The 16,002-nt window shown below is 68.8% G+C and carries 18 protein-coding genes; 8 read left to right on the top strand and 10 right to left on the bottom strand.

Going from position 1 to position 16,002, the window contains the following annotated elements; all coding sequences use genetic code 11:
- Window positions 1-62: 62 nt before the first annotated feature.
- Both F5544_RS26570 and F5544_RS26565 read left to right on the top strand, forming a co-directional pair.
- Window positions 63-740 (top strand): DUF4333 domain-containing protein, encoded by a 678-nt coding sequence (locus tag F5544_RS26570; RefSeq protein WP_167475705.1) that lies wholly within the window; start codon window positions 63-65, stop codon window positions 738-740.
- 1,218 nt (window positions 741-1,958) lie between these two features.
- Window positions 1,959-2,303: a S26 family signal peptidase gene (locus tag F5544_RS26565; protein WP_167475704.1), complete on the top strand. Its 345-nt coding sequence runs from the start codon at window positions 1,959-1,961 to the stop codon at window positions 2,301-2,303.
- Between the two features lie 194 nt (window positions 2,304-2,497).
- Here F5544_RS26565 and F5544_RS26560 read toward each other — a convergent pair whose 3' ends face one another.
- A complete protein-coding gene (locus F5544_RS26560; protein ID WP_167475703.1) occupies window positions 2,498-3,457 on the bottom strand; it encodes a 5'-3' exonuclease in 960 nt (319 codons plus the stop codon).
- Window positions 3,458-3,530: 73 nt separating this feature from the next.
- On the opposite strand from F5544_RS26560, the gene F5544_RS26555 reads away from it, so the two are divergent.
- Window positions 3,531-4,658 (top strand): M24 family metallopeptidase, encoded by a 1,128-nt coding sequence (locus F5544_RS26555; RefSeq protein ID WP_167475702.1) that lies wholly within the window; start codon window positions 3,531-3,533, stop codon window positions 4,656-4,658.
- Between the two features lie 44 nt (window positions 4,659-4,702).
- On the opposite strand, the gene F5544_RS26550 is transcribed toward F5544_RS26555, so the two are convergent.
- Window positions 4,703-5,110: a PPOX class F420-dependent oxidoreductase gene (locus tag F5544_RS26550; protein WP_167475701.1), complete on the bottom strand. Its 408-nt coding sequence runs from the start codon at window positions 5,108-5,110 to the stop codon at window positions 4,703-4,705.
- Window positions 5,111-5,244: 134 nt separating this feature from the next.
- Here F5544_RS26550 and F5544_RS26545 point away from each other — a divergent pair, with 134 nt between their 5' ends.
- The 4 genes from F5544_RS26545 to F5544_RS26530 all read left to right on the top strand — a co-directional run bounded on the left by F5544_RS26545 (window position 5,245) and on the right by F5544_RS26530 (window position 9,029).
- Window positions 5,245-6,000, top strand: a complete 756-nt coding sequence (locus F5544_RS26545) for an SDR family NAD(P)-dependent oxidoreductase (protein WP_167475700.1) — start codon at window positions 5,245-5,247, stop codon at window positions 5,998-6,000.
- A 263-nt stretch (window positions 6,001-6,263) separates the two neighbouring features.
- Window positions 6,264-7,526: a precorrin-6y C5,15-methyltransferase (decarboxylating) subunit CbiE gene (gene cbiE / locus F5544_RS26540; RefSeq protein ID WP_428847181.1), complete on the top strand. Its 1,263-nt coding sequence runs from the start codon at window positions 6,264-6,266 to the stop codon at window positions 7,524-7,526.
- Window positions 7,527-7,614: 88 nt separating this feature from the next.
- Window positions 7,615-8,235, top strand: a complete 621-nt coding sequence (locus tag F5544_RS26535) for a hypothetical protein (RefSeq protein ID WP_167475699.1) — start codon at window positions 7,615-7,617, stop codon at window positions 8,233-8,235.
- A complete protein-coding gene (locus F5544_RS26530) occupies window positions 8,232-9,029 on the top strand; it encodes a cobalt-precorrin-6A reductase (protein ID WP_167479496.1) in 798 nt (265 codons plus the stop codon). The genes F5544_RS26535 and F5544_RS26530 overlap by 4 nt, the downstream gene beginning before the upstream one ends.
- On the opposite strand, the gene F5544_RS26525 is transcribed toward F5544_RS26530, so the two are convergent.
- The 6 genes from F5544_RS26525 to F5544_RS26500 form a co-directional block, all read right to left on the bottom strand.
- Entirely contained in the window at window positions 9,019-9,327 is a 309-nt protein-coding gene (locus F5544_RS26525) for a hypothetical protein (RefSeq protein ID WP_167475698.1), read from the bottom strand. The genes F5544_RS26530 and F5544_RS26525 overlap by 11 nt on opposite strands.
- 34 nt (window positions 9,328-9,361) lie before the next feature.
- Window positions 9,362-9,613: a hypothetical protein gene (locus F5544_RS26520; RefSeq protein WP_167475697.1), complete on the bottom strand. Its 252-nt coding sequence runs from the start codon at window positions 9,611-9,613 to the stop codon at window positions 9,362-9,364.
- A 53-nt stretch (window positions 9,614-9,666) separates the two neighbouring features.
- Entirely contained in the window at window positions 9,667-10,215 is a 549-nt protein-coding gene (locus F5544_RS26515) for a PadR family transcriptional regulator (RefSeq protein WP_167475696.1), read from the bottom strand.
- A 181-nt stretch (window positions 10,216-10,396) separates the two neighbouring features.
- Window positions 10,397-11,941: a precorrin-2 C(20)-methyltransferase gene (locus tag F5544_RS26510; protein WP_167475695.1), complete on the bottom strand. Its 1,545-nt coding sequence runs from the start codon at window positions 11,939-11,941 to the stop codon at window positions 10,397-10,399.
- A complete protein-coding gene (locus tag F5544_RS26505) occupies window positions 11,938-12,573 on the bottom strand; it encodes a precorrin-8X methylmutase (RefSeq protein WP_167475694.1) in 636 nt (211 codons plus the stop codon). The genes F5544_RS26510 and F5544_RS26505 overlap by 4 nt, the downstream gene beginning before the upstream one ends.
- Window positions 12,574-12,631: 58 nt before the next feature.
- Window positions 12,632-13,069, bottom strand: a complete 438-nt coding sequence (locus F5544_RS26500; protein WP_167475693.1) for an Lrp/AsnC family transcriptional regulator — start codon at window positions 13,067-13,069, stop codon at window positions 12,632-12,634.
- A 137-nt stretch (window positions 13,070-13,206) separates the two neighbouring features.
- On the opposite strand from F5544_RS26500, the gene ddaH reads away from it, so the two are divergent.
- Window positions 13,207-14,046 (top strand): dimethylargininase, encoded by an 840-nt coding sequence (gene ddaH, locus F5544_RS26495; RefSeq protein WP_225731782.1) that lies wholly within the window; start codon window positions 13,207-13,209, stop codon window positions 14,044-14,046.
- Between the two features lie 51 nt (window positions 14,047-14,097).
- Here ddaH and F5544_RS26490 read toward each other — a convergent pair whose 3' ends face one another.
- Both F5544_RS26490 and cobG read right to left on the bottom strand, forming a co-directional pair.
- Window positions 14,098-14,640 (bottom strand): hypothetical protein, encoded by a 543-nt coding sequence (locus F5544_RS26490; protein ID WP_167475692.1) that lies wholly within the window; start codon window positions 14,638-14,640, stop codon window positions 14,098-14,100.
- 3 nt (window positions 14,641-14,643) lie between these two features.
- On the bottom strand, window positions 14,644-15,843 hold the full coding sequence (gene cobG, locus F5544_RS26485) for a precorrin-3B synthase (RefSeq protein WP_167475691.1): 1,200 nt from the start codon (window positions 15,841-15,843) through the stop codon (window positions 14,644-14,646).
- Window positions 15,844-16,002: the final 159 nt, after the last annotated feature.

Raw genomic sequence — 16,002 nt, 5'->3', positions numbered from 1 at the left:
TCGCACGCGGGGGGCTACCGTATGTGTAACTATGCGAGTGGAGGCGAGCAGGTGAGCGACTCATGAGCGGCCCGTTTGGACCGAACAACCCGGAGGGGCGCGACGATCCCACCCAACACTGGGGTCAGCAGGCGCCGGGCCAGGCCGGGCCCACCCAGCACTGGGGTGGTCAGCAGCCGCAGAATCCGTCCGCGGCGCAGCCCACTCAGCAATGGAACGATCCGAACGCGCAGCAGGCGCAGTGGGGTCAGCCGCCGCAGCAGCAGTGGGGTCAGCAGCAGCCGAGCCAGCAGCAGCCGCAGTGGGGGCAGTCGCAACCGCAGTGGCAGCAGGCGCAGCCGCAGGACTGGAACGCGCAGCAGCCGCCGCAACAGCAGTGGGGCCAGCAGCCGCAGCAGTGGGGGCAGCCACCCCTGACGGTGCAGAAGAAGCGCGGCAAGGGTTTGTTCATCGCGCTCGCCGCCATTGGCGTGCTGGTCATCGGCGGTGTCGTCGCGCTGGTCCTGATCCTGACCTCCAAGGACAAGCTGGACCAGTCCGCCGTCCAGGACGGTGTGAAGAAGGTGCTGTCCGATTCGTACGGCATCCAGGACGTCAGCGACGTCTCCTGCCCGTCCGGCCAAGAGGTCAAGGTGGACCAGACCTTCACCTGCGACCTCAAGGTCAGCGGTGAGCAGAAGAAGGTGACCATCAAGATCACCAAGTCCGACGGGACGTACGAGGTCGGTCGGCCGAGCTAGTTCGTTCGGCGATCCGGTTGGGGCCGAAGGGTTGTGCCTCGGCGGGTCGGGTAGTTGCGGCGCGGCGGTGTACGGGATGGGCGCGTGGTGCGTTGATTGCGGTCCACCTCGGATGACGTTGTTCCCGCGTAGGTTTCAGGTTCCCGCGTGTGCGATTGTGCGCGGGAAGCTAATTGGTGCGCTGGATTGTGGTGTGGCAGTTTCGCGTCGGGGTTGTTCGAGGTGAGTGCGCACTCGATTCGGCAGCGGGTCGGTCCCGTTGGGAGTGGTCGGTGCGTTAGGTGCGTGGTTGCGTCGCTATGACGGCTGGATCGCCCGACATCGGCGTGGAGTGCGTTGGCCAGGCGGGTCCCGTCTTCACCACGCCGACTTGGCGGTTGGGGCTGCATGTTGGGAGTGGTCGGTGCGTTGGGTGGGTGGTTGCGTCGCTACGACGGCTGGATCGCCCGAGGTAGGCGCGGGGTGCGTTGGCAGGCGGGGTCTCGTTCCCATCACGTGGGACCGGGTCAGCCGGTACCGGTTTCGTCGATAGCCGCCGCACCCCGTCGCTATTTGGCACACCCTGTACATCGAATGTGCGGTTCGAAGACGGGGTGCTTTGAGCCGGTTGCCTACTGGATCAAAGGTGATCTCGGCCTGAGCGGACAAAATCCGCGCGAATAGGCGGAAATCCGGCGGAAATCGCGTGGTTTTGTCCGCTCAGGCCGGATGCTACAGCGCCGGTGCGTAGATCACCCGGATTCACCTTTGAACATGTAGGTATCTGGTTCGCGCGTAGCAATTGGCTTCCTGCACAGGCTATTGCGTGCGCGAGAGCCTGAAACCGACGCGGGAACAACGGCATCCGGGGTGCGGAGGGCGTTGGCAGGTGACGGTGACGCCGCACCCCGGTTCTAAGGTGCACACCCCGTACAACGAATGCGCGGTTCGAAGACGGGGTTCGGCGACCCCTTATTCACCTTTGAACACGTAGGTATCCGGTTCGCGCGCGGCAATTGGTTTCTCGCGCATGCTATTGCGTGCGCGAGAGCCTGAAACCGACGCGGGAACAACGGCATCCGGGGTGCGGAACCGGCACACCGCTCGCCGACGCGCCCCGCGCCTGCCTGGGGCGATCCAGTCGTCGTAGCGGCGCAACCACCAACCCGACGTACCGATCACTCGGCATCGGGCGTAATTCGGTTGCGCCGAACGAGATATGGGCGTCACGCTCCTATCGTGGGCGTGTTGGACAGTGTGGCGGCCCGGGTCGCATCGGGAGAGACGGTGCGATTCCGTCCGACGGGGTCATCGATGGTGCCGCTGATCCGCAGTCGGCAATTGGTGACGGTCGCGCCGGTCGATCCCGCGCGCGTCGAGGTCGGCGACATCGTGCTCGCGAAGGTGGCCGGGACGATTTACCTGCACTTGGCGACGGCAACCGATGGAAAGCGGATCCAGATCGGAAACAACCGCGGCCGCATCAACGGATGGACCGGCCACGAGCGGGTTTTCGGCCTGTGCGTCGCCGTGGACGGGGTGCCGCGCGGCAATATCGACGGCAAACTCCGGCCCGTCGAATGATCCGCTCCGATGGTTGAATTCGGGTCCGCGGCATCGGATTCGGCGGATCAGCAGGGCGCATTCTGCTTGCCCGCAACCATCTTGGGTGATTGCGTACGTCGTAGCGGCGCAACGATCAACGCGTCGACCCATCCGATGCGGTGCACGATGGTGACTCCGCATCGAGCTGAATCTCGTTCGCCCGGAACGGATTTCTAACGCGGTGTGGTGAGGGCCGCGGTGAGTCGGGTGATGGGGCTGTCGGCGTTGTAGCGGGCGGCCAGGTCGAGGAGGCGGGCCGGGTCGGCCGGGGCGGTGGGGAGGGTGTCGGGGCGCGAGAGGGTGACCTCGGCGTCGCGGACGACGCGGACCACCGGGGCGGCCGCCTTCAAATAGGCTTCTGCCGCACGGAGTTTCGTGCGGACACCCTGGGCGAGGTCGGCGTCCGGGTCGTCGACGGCGGCGCGCAGTGCGTCCAGTGAACCGAAGCGGGTGATCAGGGTGGCCGCGGATTTGTCGCCGATGCCGGGCACGCCGGGCAGGCCGTCCGACGCGTCGCCGCGCAGGGTGGCCATATCCGCGTAGGCGGGGCCCGCGTTCACTTGCGGCACACCGTATTTCGCGGAAACCTCGGCGGGGCCGAAGAGTTCCGCCTTGGCCAGGCCGCGGCCCGCGTACAGCACCCGCACCGGCGGTCGCGGTTCGTCGCGGACCAACTGCAGCAGGTCGCGGTCGCCGCTCACCACGATCACCGGATCGGTGCGTTCGCGGGTGGCGAGGGTGCCGAGCACATCGTCGGCCTCGAGGCCCGCCGAGCCGCCGGTGGCGATACCGGCCGCCTCCAGGACCTCCAGGATCATGTCGACCTGCGGGGTGAGGGTGTCCGGCACCTCCTCGGCGCCGGGTGCGGCATCGGCGGCGGTGTCGAGGCGGTGCGCCTTGTACGAGGGCACCAGCTCCACCCGGTAGGCGGGCCGCCAATCCAGGTCGAGGGCGACCACCAGCCTGCTCGGCCGGTGCTTGACGATCAGCGCGGCGACCATATCGGTGAAGCCGCGCAGCGCGTTCACCGGACGACCGTCGGGTGCGGTGATCTTCTCCGGGATGGCGTGAAAGGCGCGGAACCACAGGCTCGCACCATCCAACAGCAGCAGGGGTCCGGCGGACGCAGTCACGAACCAAGAGGCTACCCGTACGATCCGACAACCGGTCGGATCGGCGCTTGCGTACCAGGTAACGTCGGCAGGTATGAGTTCGCACACGGAGTCGAGGTTCGCGGCGGAGGTCTACGGCGAGCGACTGGAGCGGGCGGTGCAGCAGATGCGCACCGCACACCTGGACGCGCTGTTGATCACGCCGGGACCGGATCTGCGGTACCTGATCGGATCCGCCGCGGAAACTTTCGAACGGCTGACCTGCCTGGTGATCCCGGCTGACGGGTCGACGCCGTCGGTGGTGGTCCCGAAGATGGAGTTGGCGGCGCTGGCGAGTTCGGCGGCCGGGGAGCTGGGTTTGCAGGTGCTCGACTGGGTCGACGGCGTCGACCCCTACCAACTGGTGAAGTCGGCATTGCATGTCGGTTCCCGGGTGGCGGTCACCGAGGTGATGCCCGCGCTACACCTGCTGCCGCTGGCGGAATCCTTTACCGGACTTCCGGTTTCGGCCACCCCGGTACTGCGCGCGCTGCGCATGAAGAAGGATGCCGCCGAGGTCGACGCGCTGCGCCGGGCCGGTGCGGCCATCGACCGGGTGCACGCCAGGATGGGTGAATTCCTGCGGGCGGGGCGCACCGAGGCCGAGATCGGCGCGGATATCGCCGACGCCATCGTCGCGGAGGGGCATACCGCGGCGGCGTTCGTCATCGTCGGCAGCGGCCCGCACGGCGCGGATCCGCATCACGGGGTGTCGGAGCGGCGGGTCGAGCAGGGGGATGTCGTGGTCATCGATATCGGTGGCCCGGTCGAACCCGGCTACTACTCGGACTCCACCCGCACCTATGCCATCGGTGAGCCGGATGCCGAGGTCGCCGCGAAGTTCGCCGCGCTGGAGCGCGCGCAGGCCGCGGCGGTGGCCGCGGCACGGCCGGGCGTCACCGCCGAGTCGGTGGACGCCGCGGCGCGGGATGTGCTGGCGGAGGCCGGATTCGGCGAGGCGTTCGTGCATCGCACCGGTCACGGCATCGGCCTGTCGGTGCACGAGGAGCCGTACATCGTCGCGGGCAACGACCTGGTGCTGGAGCCGGGCATGGCGTTCAGCATCGAACCCGGCATCTATTTCCGCGGCGAGTGGGGCGCCCGCATCGAGGACATCGTCGTCGTCACCGCGGACGGCTGCGAGTCGATGAATCAGCGCCCGCACGGTCTGACCGTGCTGTAGTGATTGTCGCGTGGTGGCGGGCGGGTCCCGTCACCACACGTCGCTCACGACATTCCGTTGAGGGTGCTGCTGGACAGGACCCGCCGCACCTCGATCGCGATCACCACCCGGGTCGGATTCTCCCGAGGCGTCCGGTAACGGGCCGCGTATCGAGCCACGGCCTCGGCGACCTCGGCCGGATCGTCCAGCACCCGCGCCGGTCCCTCCAAGGTGAGCCAGCGCGCCCCGTCCACCTGGCTCACGGCCGCATACCCCGAGCGCCGCACATTGCGCACCTTCACCGAACCATCGTTCGTGATGATCCTGGCGATCCCGGCCTCCGCATCCCAGGTGAACCCCACCGCCACCACATGCGGAGTCCCGTTGGCGCGCAATGTGGACAGTGTCGCGAGATGACGTTCGGTGACGAACTTGAGTGCGGTCGGCGATAGCGCGGTGCTGGTGGTCGGCATACTCCGACGTTAGCGGCGCGATCCGGGCGCCACCCGGTCAGGTCAGTCGAATCGGCTCAGCGTGTCGTGAACTGATGGGAAACCGGAGTTGCCCGGCGGTCGGGGTGGTGGGTGCGGGTGACAGACTTGGCGGCATGGGAGTGCGTGGGATCGCGGATGGGCCGGTGCTGCTGCTCGGTGGGCGCAGCGAGATGGGTCTCGAGGTGGCGCAGCGATTGGCGGCGGGGCGGGTGGTGATATTGGCCGCGCGGCGCAGTGCCGAGTTGGCGCAGGAGAGTGCGCGGCTGGTGGCGGCCGGTGCGACGGCGGTGCACACCGTCGAATTCGACGCCGATGATACGGCGAGTCATCAGGCGCTGCTGGAGAAGATCGCGGCCGAGCACGGGCGGCTCGGGGTGACGGTGCTGGCGTTCGGCATTCTCGGCGATCAGGAGCGGGCGGAACGCGATCCGGCGCACGCGATCTCGGTGGTGCACACCGATTACGTCGCGCAGCTGAGCATTCTGACGGTTCTCGCGAATCTGCTTCGCGCACAGGGTGATGGACAGATCGTGGTGTTCAGTTCGGTGGCGGGCGTGCGGGTGCGGCGCGCCAATTACGTGTACGGATCGGCCAAGGCGGGTCTGGACGGTTTCGTCTCCGGTCTAACGGATGCCTTGCACGGCAGCGGGATTCATCTGCTGCTGGTGCGTCCGGGCTTCGTCATCGGCCGGATGACCGAGGGGATGAGTCCGGCCCCGTTCTCCAGCACTCCCGGCCAAGTGGCCGACGCCGTCGTCCGCGGCCTGCGTAAACGCGCTCGCGCGATTTGGGTGCCCGGCATCCTCGGGCCGGTGTTCTTCGCCATGCGTTTTGTGCCACAAGCGATCTGGCGGCGGTTGCCGCGGTGAGCGCGCTCCCGGCGGAGCGGCGGTTGGCCGCGTCGGCGCATTCCGGTGAGTCGATGCTCGGTTCGGGAGCCGCCGATATCGGTGCGGCGCAGCGGAGTTCGGCCGCCGACAGCGGATTCGTCGCTGGTGCGGGCAATCCCGCCGATCGCGCCACGGATGATGCCACCGCGCGGCGGGAATTTTCGGTAGCGCGCGAGTTGTCCCGCGACGCGCTTGCCGGTGCCGGGAATCCCGGAGGCGAAGCGCACGTAGACGGATCCGGTGTGGACGCCGGAGGCGGTCCGTCGGCGCCGGGCCGCACCGAATGGCACGGCCCGCGAATCGCGGTGGTCGGCATCGGCGCGGACGGCTGGGACGGTCTGAGCCGCGCGGCGCGGGAGGCGGTCGCGAACTGCGCGGTGCTGTTCGGATCCCGGCGGCAGCTGGCGCTCGTGCCGGACGGATCGGCGGAGCGGGTGGTTTGGCCGTCACCGCTGATGCCCGCGCTGCCCGGGCTGTTCGCGGCGCATGCGGACCGGCGGATCGCGGTGCTGGCCAGCGGTGACCCGATGTTCTACGGGATCGGGGTGACGCTGGCCCGGCTGCTGGGTTCCGGTGCGCTGCAAGTATTTCCGCAGCCGTCATCGGCATCGCTCGCGTGTGCGCGGCTGGGTTGGGGGGTGGCGGAGACGCCGGTGGTGAGCGTGGTCGGGCGGCCGGCGGAAACGCTGCTGCCCGAATTGACGGACGGGCGGCGGATTCTGGTACTCGCCGCGGACCAGCACTCCCCGGCGAAAATCGCGGAATTGCTGCGGCACAACGGATTCGGCTGTTCCGAGCTGACCGTGCTGGAGCAACTGGGCGGACCGTCGGAGCGGATAACCAGCGGACGTGCCGACACCTGGGACGTGCCGCCCGGCGATCCGTTGAACATCATCGCGATCGAGGCGGTGGCCGATCCGAAACGCCTGCGGGCGACCCGATTACCCGGACTGCCCGACGAATTCTTCGGTGGCGACGGACAACTCACCAAGGCCGAGGTGCGCGCGCTGACGCTGGCGGCGCTCGCGCCCGCGCCGGGCGAACTGCTGTGGGATATCGGCGGCGGCTCCGGCAGCATCGCCATCGAATGGTGCCGCACCCATCCCGCCTGCCGCGCCGTCACCTTCGAACGAATGGCGAAGCGCCGCACCCAGATCGCGGAAAACGCGGCCGCACTCGGGGTTCCGCATATCATGGTGCGCGGCGAGGCCGGTGCCGAGCTGAGCGAACCACCCCTCGACATCCCGGACGCGGTATTCCTCGGTGGCGGGCTCACCCAGGATGGCCTGTTCGAGACCTGCTGGTCACATTTGCGCCACGGCGGCAGATTGGTCGCCAACGCGGTCACCGCGGAATCCGAAGCGCTGCTGCTGCGTTGGGCCGCCGAGTACGGCGGCGAACTGCGAAAGTTCCAAATCTATCGAGCCGAAGCGCTCGGCGGATTCACCGCGTGGCGTCCGCAACTGCCGGTCACCCAATGGTCCGTGCGCAAAGCGCCTAGATGAACTCGCATTCGGCCAGGTGTCGGCACCCGGTAGGGTCGGCCCGGAGTTCCGGTCGAAGGCCGGAAGTCCGTTCTTGATTGGGAGATAGATGAAGTACAAGAAGTTCGCCGCGACGGCGCTGCTGGCCGTCGCCGCCACCACCGTCGCCGCGGGTACCTCCGTCGCCGAACCCGCGCCCGCCCCGGTCACGCAGGACCAGCCCGCCGCCGCGCCCACCGTCAAGGGTGCGGACAAGGGGGTCGACTACGTGCTGCAGCTGGCGGATGCGGGTAAGTCGGTGGTCACCACGGTCACCGGCGGCGCGTTCGGGCTCACCGCCGACAAGAAGTCGGTGCAGTTGAAGAATGCCGCGGGCGAGGTGGTCACCGAGATTCCGCTGTCGGCCACCGCGCAGGGCAAACCGGTCGAGATCGCCGCCGCCATCGACGGCGACGCCACCCGGCTGACGCTCACCCCGCAGATCACCCCGACCGCGTCGGCCCCCGCGACCGCCGAGGTGATCTCCGCGCAGGAGTGGTTCTTCGCCGAACTGCAGCGTTCCTCGTTGGGCGCGCTGGTCGGCGGCGTGCTCGGCGCGGCGATCGGCTTCCTGTTCTTCATCGGCGGCGCGATTCCGGGCGCGGTGATCGGCGCGCTCATCGGCCTCGCGGTGGCCGGCGGCCCGTCGCTGCTCAACGCGGGCATCGCCTACTTCAGCGGGCAGCCCTGAAAATCCTGATCCTGGGCGGGACCCGGGAGGCCCGTGAACTCGCCCGAATCGCTTCCAGCGAGCGTGGATTCGACGTCGTCTCCGCGCTCGCCGGACGCGTCCGCGATCCGCTGCTGCCGGCCGGGCAGGTGCGGATCGGCGGCTTCGGCGGCCCGGAGGGGCTGCGGGAATGGTTGGCGGCCAACGCGATCGAGGCCGTTGTCGACGCCACCCATCCGTTCGCGGGCACGATCAGCGCCAATGCCGCGGCGGCCACCGCGGCCGCCGGCGTTCCGCTGCTGCACCTGCGGCGGCCCGGCTGGTCGGAAAGCCTGGGCGACAAGTGGATTCGCGTGCCAGATCGCGAGTCGGCGGCCGCGGCCCTGAACACGTTGGGGGAGCGGGTTTTCCTTACGATCGGCAGGCAGGGCGTATCCGCCTTCGCCGGGCTCGCCGAACACTGGTTCCTGATCCGCGCCATCGATCCGCCTGATGGCGCGCTGCCGCCACGGCACGAATTATTGCTGGCCCGTGGGCCTTTCGCTGTCGAGGCGGAATCCGCGCTGCTCGCCGGGCACCGGATCGATGTCCTGGTCACCAAGGACAGCGGCGGCTCGCTCACCGATGCCAAATTGACCGCGGCATGCGCGGCCGGAATACCGGTCGTCATGATCGATCGCCCGGCGCCGCCGGACGGCGCGACCATCGTCGACACTGTGCCTGATGCGTGGAAATGGTTGCGCGACTTGGTTTTCCGCGGCCAGGACCTGTCCTCGAAGTCTGGTGAGACCTTCGGCAAAGGGCCTAAATGCTGAGCGTGGCGCGTAGTCGCGCATCGAGCGAATCCGCCTCCACATCGGTGAGCTCGCCGGACTGTTCGGTGAGCCACTCCCGGTATACCCGGTGCAACTCCAGTGCGTCGGCCCAGCCGTGGCTGGTCTCGACGGCGAGCACATGGCCGGGATCGGCGTCGACCAACGGCACCGCGTGCAACCACCGGTAGGGCGAGGTGATCACCGCCGGATCGGATACCAGCACAACGGTGCTCTGCCGCGGTGAGGGGGTGCCGTCGGGCAGTGCGGGGGAGTAGTGCCACACCTGTCCGCGCTTCATACCGATACCCCGCGGACCGTGGCACCGGTTCGGCTCATGCGGCGCCGCGCGGGTGTCGGCGGTCGTCCTCCTCCGCGGCGGCCATCGCGCGCAGCTCGGCGTAGGCGGCGGCGCGCTCGGCTTCCTCATCGATCACCAGCCGGGCCAGGCTGTCCTGTACCAGCGCGGTCCGGACGGCGGCGTTCACCAGCGCGGACAGGCTGCGGTTCTGCCGCTGCGCCGCCTGCCGCGCCCATTCGGCGACCTGGGGATCGAGCGTCACCGTCACGCGCGCCGCCTTACTCATACGGAAATGGATACCACGACACCGCCGCCGAGGGGAGGTGTGCGGCGATTCGGTCAGTTCCGCCGCGACCTCGGCCGGTTCAATGTCTCGGGCAGCCGGTCGAACCAGTCGAGTACGGTGCGTTCGTAGCCGATGCCGAACTCGAGGGTGGCGCGCTGGTGCGCGGACATCGCGGCGGCGTCCTCGGACAGGTAGCGGTCGAGGCGGCGCTGGTGGATATCGCGATTGGCGGCGATGATCTGGTCCAGGTGCGCCGGGGCGAGATGTTCGCCGAAATGCAGGGTCAAAAGCAGTGGCACCCGGATGGTTTCGCCGCCGGGATCGCGGGCGATCCACTCGCGGAACGCCTCTCGGCCCGCTTCGGTGATCCGGTACGGGGTGCGTTCGCGCGCCCCGGTCTCACCCTTCTCGACCAGGCCCGCCGCGTCCATGGCCGCGAGTTCCCGATACACCTGGCTCTGGGTGATGGTCCAGAAATCGCCGATCCGGTCCTGCGCTTGGGCGACGAGGTCCCAGCCGGACATCGGGCCGTCGTGCAGAAATCCGAGCAGCGATGCCGCCGTGGAGTTCAGCTGCTTGGGTTTGGTTCCGTTCCTGGTCAACCGACAGCTCCCTTCGCGCTCGACAGTCCATCCAATATCCCACAATGGAACGTTGATCGGACATATGGGTCGCTAGGTGTCGCCGACCGGTTGTGTCGCGGCCACGATCCCCTCCGTTCATCGGTGCGTCACGCGATCTTACGCGTCATGACGGCCCCAGTCGCCATGGCGCGCTATCGCGTCAGGGGTGCCGCGCCGGTGCGCCGCGATGGCGACGAGCGGTGAACACCCTGGTGCCGTGGGGTGTTTCGAATGCGGTGGTGGACGACGCGCCGATGATCAGCAGCGTGCGCATGTCGACCTCGGCCGGGTCCAGTGCGGCCAGCGTGGTGACCCGCACCGATTCGTCCGGTCCGCCGACGTCGCGGCCGAGCACCACCGGGGTGTCCGGTGCGCGGTGCTCCAGCAGCAGCTCGCGCATCGCGCCGACCTGCCAGGTGCGCTGCGTGGACGCCGGATTGTAGATCGCGATCGCCATATCGGCCGCGGCGACGGCCGAAAGACGTTGCGCCACAACCTCCCACGGCTTGAGTCGATCCGAGAGCGAGATGGTCGCGTAATCGTGGCCGAGCGGCGCGCCCACCCGGCCCGCGACGGCATTGGCCGCGGTCATCCCGGGCAGCACCCGGACCGGGACGCCGGACCACTGCGGGTCGGCGGATTCCTCCAGTACCGCCGCCGCCATGGCGAAGACGCCGGGATCGCCCGAGGAGACCACCGCGACCTTCGCGCCGTGCTTGGCGAGATCCAGTGCCATGGCGGCGCGTTCGGACTCCACCCGGTTGTCGCTGGCGTGCCTGCGCTGCCCGGGCCGGACGGGGACGCGGTCGATGTAGGTGGTGTATCCGACGAGATCCGTTGCCTCGGAAAGGGCTCGGCGGACCTCGGGGGTGGTCCACTCCGGCGCGCCCGGTCCGAGGCCGACGACCACCACCTCGCCGGCGGAAGGGGCCGTGCCCGTTGCGGATTCGGTCGATACCGCCGAATCATCCAGGGGCAGTGGGGTATTCGGTGTCGGACCCGGAACCAGGGTGATCGAGAAGTACGGCACCTGCGCCTCGTCGACATCGGCCGCCCGCAGCACCCGCTGCCGATCGGTGCTCGCACGCTCGACGTAGTAGGCGTCGGCCAGCCGTCCGGAATCCGAAAGTGCCCGGCGCACACCAGGATACGTGCGGCCCAGCTTCATGATCGCGGCGGCCTCGGTCTCGCGCAGCCGGGCGGTGAGCTCCTCGGCGGGCATGGTTCCCGGCAACACGGTGAGCACCTGTTCGCCCTCCACCAGCGGGGTGCCCAGTGCCGCAGCGGCGGCGCTCACCGAGGTGATTCCCGGCACGATCTCCGTCTCGAACCGGTCCGCGAGGCGACGGTGCATATGCATGTAGGAGCTGTAGAACAGCGGATCGCCCGCGGCGAGCAGCGCGACCGAGCGGCCCGCGGACAGGTGCGCCGCGAGTCGTTGCGCCGCCTGCTCGTAGAACTCGTCGATGGCGCCCTGATAGCCGCCGGGATGGTCGGTGGTTTCGGTGGTCACCGGGTAGACGAGATGTTCCTCCAACTGGCCGGGCCGCATATACGGCGCGGCGATGCCGCGGGAGATGCTGCGGCCGTGCCGGGCGCTGTGGAAGGCGATCACCGCCACCTCGCCGATGATTCTGGCCGCCTTCACCGTCACCAGTTCCGGATCGCCCGGCCCGAGTCCGATACCCCAGAGCTTGCCGGTCATTCCTGTTCGCTCGCAATCGCATTCAGTGCCGACGCGGTGATCGCGCTGCCACCGCGCCTGCCGCGCACGGTCAGATACTCGACGCCGCCGTACTCGATCAGCGCCTCCTTGGATTCGGCGGCGCCGACGAATCCGACCGGGATGCCGAGGATCGCGGCGGGCCGCGGCGCGCCTGCGTCGAGCAGATCGAGCAGGTGGAACAGCGCGGTCGGGGCGTTGCCGATGGCGACGACGGCGCCGCCGAGCCGGTCGCGCCACAGCTCCAGCGCCGCGGCCGAGCGCGTATTGCCAAGGGATGCGGCCAATTCCGGCACCCGCGGATCGGCGAGCGCGCAGATCACCTCGTTGTCCGCGGGCAGCCGTTTGCGGGTGACGCCCGCGGCGACCATGGTCGCATCGCACAGGATCGGCGCACCGGCGCGCAGCGCGGCGCGGGCCGCGGCCACCACGCCGGGCGAAAACACAACGTCCCCAGCGAGATCCACCTGTCCGCTGCCGTGGATCATCCGCACCACCACCTGTGCGACATCCGGTGGGAAACCGCTCAGATCGGCCTCGGCGCGGATCATCGCGAACGAGCGCCGATAGATCTCGGCGCCGTCGGTGAGGTAGCTGGTGCGCAGGTCGGACATGCCGTTCACCCTAGAAGGTAGGCGTTGCGGCGGTTCGGGTCGGGTGACGCACCGTGTTCTATGTACGTGGCCGTTCGAGCAGCCGCGACATGACGATCGAGCTGCGGGTGCGGCCGACCCGCGCGTTCTCCCTGATCCGTTCGACGGTGGATTCGATCTCTGCCATATCGGTGGCCATCACGTGCACCAGCGCGTCCGCCTCGCCCGCGATCGTCCACACGCCGACCACCTGCGGGATCGGTTCCAATCCGCGCCGCAGTTCGGCGGGTGAGATGTTGTCGCGGTAGTAGACCTCGACGTATGCCTCGGTGCGCCAGCCGAGCGCGGCGGGGTTGACCTGCGCGGTGAAACCGGTGATCTGGCCGCTGGCCACCATCTTGTCGACCCGGCGCTTCACCGCGGGCGCCGAGAGCCCCACCGCGCTGCCGATCTCCTGGAAGGAGGCGCGCGCCTCGCGCAGCAGATGGGCCAGGATGCGGCGGTCGATGTCGTCCATGCCACAATTCTGCCTTCTCACGCAATGAATCGATGTTTTTTAGGGGATTTGCGCAACGAATCCATATTTCTGACGCAATAGTGCGCGAATTACCTTCGTGTCAGTCGCTAGCTCGCGCCTACACCCGGGAGATCCCCTTGACCTCTGTAGCCACCCGCCCCGAACCCGCCGCCGTACGCCGATCCGTGCCGCGGCGGTTCGTCATGTGCCGTCCGGACCACTTCGACGTCTTCTACTCGATCAACCCGTGGATGGACCCGAATCTGGCGGTCGACCGCGAACTCGCGCTGTCCCAGTGGGAGACGCTGCGCGCGACATTCGAGCAGTACGGCCACCACATCGATGTCGTACCCGGCGAACCCGGGCTGCCCGATATGGTTTTCGCCGCGAACAGCGGCCTGATCGTCGGCGACCGGGTGATGTCGGCCCGATTCACGCACGCCGAGCGCGCGGCGGAGGGGCCCGCGTACCACCGGTGGTTCGCCGAGCGCGGATATTCGGAAGTCGTTGCCGCCGAGGAGATCAACGAGGGCGAGGGCGATTTCGTGCTCATCGGCGACCGCTTCCTGGCGGCCACCGGATTCCGCAGTTCCCTTGCGGCGCACAAGGAGGTGGAGCGGTACTTCGGCATTCCGGTGGTATCGCTGGAGCTGGTCGATCCGCGCTTCTACCACCTCGACACCGTGCTGATGGTGCTCGGCGAGGACGAAATCGCCTACTACCCGGCGGCTTTCAGCGCCGACAGTCAGGACGTGCTCGCCGGGCTGTTCCCCGACGCGGTGCTGGCCACCGACGCCGATGCCGAGGTGCTCGGGCTCAACGGCGTCTCCGACGGGTACAACGTCTTCCTCAGCCGCCGGGCGACCGATCTGGCCGCGGCGCTGAGCGCCAGGGGTTTCAACCCGATCGGGATGGACCTTTCGGAACTGCTGAAGGCGGGCGGCGGCGTCAAGTGCTGCACGCTGGAGGTGCACTGACTTCTCGATCGGCGGGCCGCGCATCGGATTCGTCCGGTGCGCGGCCCGTTGTCAGAGCGGCAGTTTCACCCGCCACGCGCTGACCTCCGGACGGGCCAGCGGATGCGATTTGGCGAGGAATTTGAACAGCAGCAGCGCACCGCCGATCTGCAGCAGCGCGAGCGGGAGTTCCGCGCCGAACGCGATGGCCAGCGATACCCAGACATCGCGGGAATCGGCGGTCGTGATGTCGAACCAGGCGTCGACGAGCAGCAGCATGCCGGTGCCGAAGGCGGGGAGCAGCACGAGTGGTCTGCGCTGCCAGCCGAGGAACGCCGTCGTCGCCATCATGATGACGAGCAGGATGTCGAAGCCCACCCAGGTGAGTGTCCAGTTCCGGGCGGTGTAGTCGTCGGGGAGGGTGAATCCGAGGTAGGTGATCCACGGGATCAGCGCGATCGTGCCGCCCGTCATCAGGGTGAGCCGAATGCGGCGGTGCAGCCGGACGACCGAGGGTCGCGGCAGCACATGCGGTGTTTGCAGCCGCCGGATCAGCTCCCGGCGCTCCTCGGGGGACATCGCCGCGATCTCGTCATCGCCGAGTCCGATCATCATGCGTCACACCCCTTCTCGCGCGGATCCTCCGTCTACCCGATAGCCGGTCTCGGTGGCGACCACATCGGTCACCGTGCCGCGCGGGCGCCCGCACCGGCGTTCACAGCCCGACCAGTGCTGGCGCCCGGCCACTTCCACCTCTTCGGCCGTGAACACGCCTGCGGCCGTGTGCTTTTCACTCAGCGGCAGCACCCGTCCGGATTCGACGGCCGCGGCGGCGTCGGCCCGCACATCGGTCCGCGATTTCGCGCAACCCGGTTGTCCGGCGCAGGCGCTCACCAGCAGCCAGGGCGAATTCGCGTCGAAGATCAGTCCCATCGGGGCGAGCACCCGGACGACCTGCTCGGCGGGCGACTCCTCGAGATCGGCGAGAACCAGGCTGCGCCAAGGGGTTACGAACAGTGGGCGTTCCACGGCGGCGAGGAATTCGGCGACCCGGGCCGGCAGCGAACCGAGCCGGACGCCCGCGCCCAGTGCGACCAAGCCGTTGTCCTGTTCCAGCCAGCCGATCGGAATATCGTGCGCGGCGCCGAATTCCAGCCGCTGCGGCACCGGCGCCAGCCCGAGCCGGTCCACGATCCGGTCCGCGCCGCCGTCGACCTCGTGCAGCCGCCACTGCCCGGAGCTCACGTCCAGGAAGCCGTCCGCGGCCGCGAGCATGACCTCGACCGCGTCGGCCGCCGAGACCCGGATACCGGAATCCCGGCCGGCCAGCAGTACCGCGAATTCGTCCGCACCGGTGGCGTGTACGCCGATATCCCCGCCGAGCCCGCTGATATCTCCGCGCCCGTCGTCCAGGGTGAACAGCACCCGCCCCGGCAAGTCCGCGAGCCGCGGCCGCGCCCGCAGCCCGGCATCGAGCGAGCTCGCCAGCCCGTGCACGTCGGTCCATCCGCCGACCCGGCCCGAGAGCGGCGACGCGACGATATTGCGCACCCGCTCGTGCGTCCGGCTCGGTAGCAGTCCGGCCGCCTCCAGTCGCGTCGTCAACTCGCCCGCGTCCCGCACCCGGCGCAGCTGGATATTGCCGCGCGAGGTCAGCTCGATGGCGCCGTCCGCGAGATCCCGCGCGGCCTCGGCCAGCGCCTGTAGCTGTGCGGGCGCCAACCGGCCACCGGGCAGCCGGATCCGCGCCAGCGGCCCGTCGGCCGCATCGTGCAGCCGCAGCACGCCGGGACACGAATCGGAGGAGGTACGAGTCATAACGAAACCAGCCTAATGTCGCTGTCGGCGAAGCCGTCCACAGCCTGCGCATGGCCGGAGCGAATGCGGAGGTACGCCTAATCGCGCGGTCGGCGTGGCCGTCCGCAGCCCACGCACGGCCGGAGCGAATGCGGCGGTATGCCTGATGGCGCTGTTGGC

The organism is Nocardia arthritidis, assembly GCF_011801145.1.
GTDB classification, from domain to species: Bacteria; Actinomycetota; Actinomycetes; order Mycobacteriales; family Mycobacteriaceae; genus Nocardia; species Nocardia arthritidis_A.
The sequence above is the reverse complement of the archived record's forward strand: the minus strand, read 5'-3'. Positions and strand labels throughout refer to the sequence as shown.

Bases quoted from the DNA above. Each gene is read 5' to 3' on its own strand.
- F5544_RS26510 (WP_167475695.1), bottom strand. From the start codon at position 11,941: ATGACCGGCAAGCTCTGGGGTATCGGACTCGGGCCGGGCGATCCGGAA.
- F5544_RS26520 (WP_167475697.1), bottom strand. From the start codon at position 9,613: ATGAGTAAGGCGGCGCGCGTGACGGTGACGCTCGATCCCCAGGTCGCC.
- F5544_RS26555 (WP_167475702.1), top strand. From the start codon at position 3,531: ATGAGTTCGCACACGGAGTCGAGGTTCGCGGCGGAGGTCTACGGCGAG.
- F5544_RS26545 (WP_167475700.1), top strand. From the start codon at position 5,245: ATGGGAGTGCGTGGGATCGCGGATGGGCCGGTGCTGCTGCTCGGTGGG.
- F5544_RS26570 (WP_167475705.1), top strand. From the start codon at position 63: ATGAGCGGCCCGTTTGGACCGAACAACCCGGAGGGGCGCGACGATCCC.
- F5544_RS26505 (WP_167475694.1), bottom strand. From the start codon at position 12,573: ATGTCCGACCTGCGCACCAGCTACCTCACCGACGGCGCCGAGATCTAT.
- F5544_RS26550 (WP_167475701.1), bottom strand. From the start codon at position 5,110: ATGCCGACCACCAGCACCGCGCTATCGCCGACCGCACTCAAGTTCGTC.
- F5544_RS26535 (WP_167475699.1), top strand. From the start codon at position 7,615: ATGAAGTACAAGAAGTTCGCCGCGACGGCGCTGCTGGCCGTCGCCGCC.
- F5544_RS26490 (WP_167475692.1), bottom strand. From the start codon at position 14,640: ATGATGATCGGACTCGGCGATGACGAGATCGCGGCGATGTCCCCCGAG.
- F5544_RS26525 (WP_167475698.1), bottom strand. From the start codon at position 9,327: ATGAAGCGCGGACAGGTGTGGCACTACTCCCCCGCACTGCCCGACGGC.
- cobG (WP_167475691.1), bottom strand. From the start codon at position 15,843: ATGACTCGTACCTCCTCCGATTCGTGTCCCGGCGTGCTGCGGCTGCAC.
- F5544_RS26500 (WP_167475693.1), bottom strand. From the start codon at position 13,069: ATGGACGACATCGACCGCCGCATCCTGGCCCATCTGCTGCGCGAGGCG.